This is a genomic window from Terrabacter carboxydivorans (assembly GCF_039532035.1).
Classification (GTDB): domain Bacteria; phylum Actinomycetota; class Actinomycetes; order Actinomycetales; family Dermatophilaceae; genus Terrabacter; species Terrabacter carboxydivorans.
In genome coordinates, this window is the sequence record NZ_BAAARE010000066.1 from 1 (window position 1) to 1,101 (window position 1,101).

1 protein-coding gene is annotated in these 1,101 nt (G+C 67.7%); it reads right to left on the reverse strand.

Annotated elements, in window-relative coordinates:
• Window positions 1–15 precede the first annotated feature (15 nt).
• Window positions 16–993 carry an IS481 family transposase gene (locus ABD297_RS23565; protein ID WP_344257601.1) on the reverse strand — a complete coding sequence of 326 codons (978 nt, stop codon included), beginning with the start codon at window positions 991–993 and terminating at the stop codon, window positions 16–18.
• Window positions 994–1,101 lie beyond the last annotated feature (108 nt).

The following is a 1,101-nucleotide window of genomic DNA, read 5'->3' on the forward strand; positions in this document are numbered from 1 at the left end:
CCTAGGTGTACTCGGTCAGCAGGTTGGTGACAGGAGGCTGGACGGCGGGAGCCCGTCGAGGGCGGTGTGGCGTCGTCGAGTGTTGTAGTGCTCCAGCCATGGCGCAAGAGCTGCGGTTCGTTCGTCATTGCTGGTGAAGACCTGTCGGTAGGCCCACTCGCTGGCCAGGGTGCGGTTGAAGCGTTCGACTTTCCCGTTCTGCCAGGGGCAGTGGGGCTTGATGAACTTCTGGCGTGCGCCCGCTGCGGCCACGGCCTCATGGAAGGCTCGTCCGTGACGGTATGCGAACGCGTTGTCTGTCATGACCCGTTCGATGCTGGTGATGCCGTGGTGGTTGAAGTAGGCGATGGCGCGGGTCAGGAACGCAGCGCAGGTCGGGGCGGTCTCGTCCGGGTGAATCTCGCTGTAGGCGAGTCGGGAGTGGTCATCGACCATCGAGTGGACGTAGTCGTAGCCGATCTTGGGGCGTTTGCGCTTCGCGGCCTCGGTCAGGGCGCGGCCGTGGGCCTTCCACCCGCCGCCGTCGGGGATGCGTCCGATTTTCTTGACGTCGACGTGGACCAGCTCGCCGGGGTGCTCGCGTTCGTAGCGGATGGCGGTGGCCTTGCTCGAGCGGATCACCACGCCCGTGAGCGGGTCACAGTCGCGCAGGTAGGGCACCTGGTGTCGACGCAGGACACGGCCCGCGGTCCGGGGTGCGAGCCCGAGCTCGGGTCCGAGCCAGTCCTGCCCGCGGCGGTGCCTGGCCCTTGCGTCCACGACCGCGGCCTCCACCGATGCTGGCGTCCGGGCGGGGCTGGCATGGGGCCGTGAAGACCGGTCCACCAAGCCGGCCTCGCCTTCGGCGTCGAACCGCGCGACCCAACGGTGGGCGCACTGCCGAGAGATGCCCATCGCTTTGGCGGCATGCGCCACCGCCCAGCCTTGGCGGCGGACCCGGTCGACCAGCAGTCGGCGACCGTGGATGTTGAGTCGGGCGTTAGCGTGGGACACGAGAACCTCCGGACGGTGCGGGACGTAGACACTCCTCACCTCATCCGGAGGTTCTCCTTGTCGTCAACGCCCACGTGTCACCAACGTGCTGACCGAGTACACCTAGGC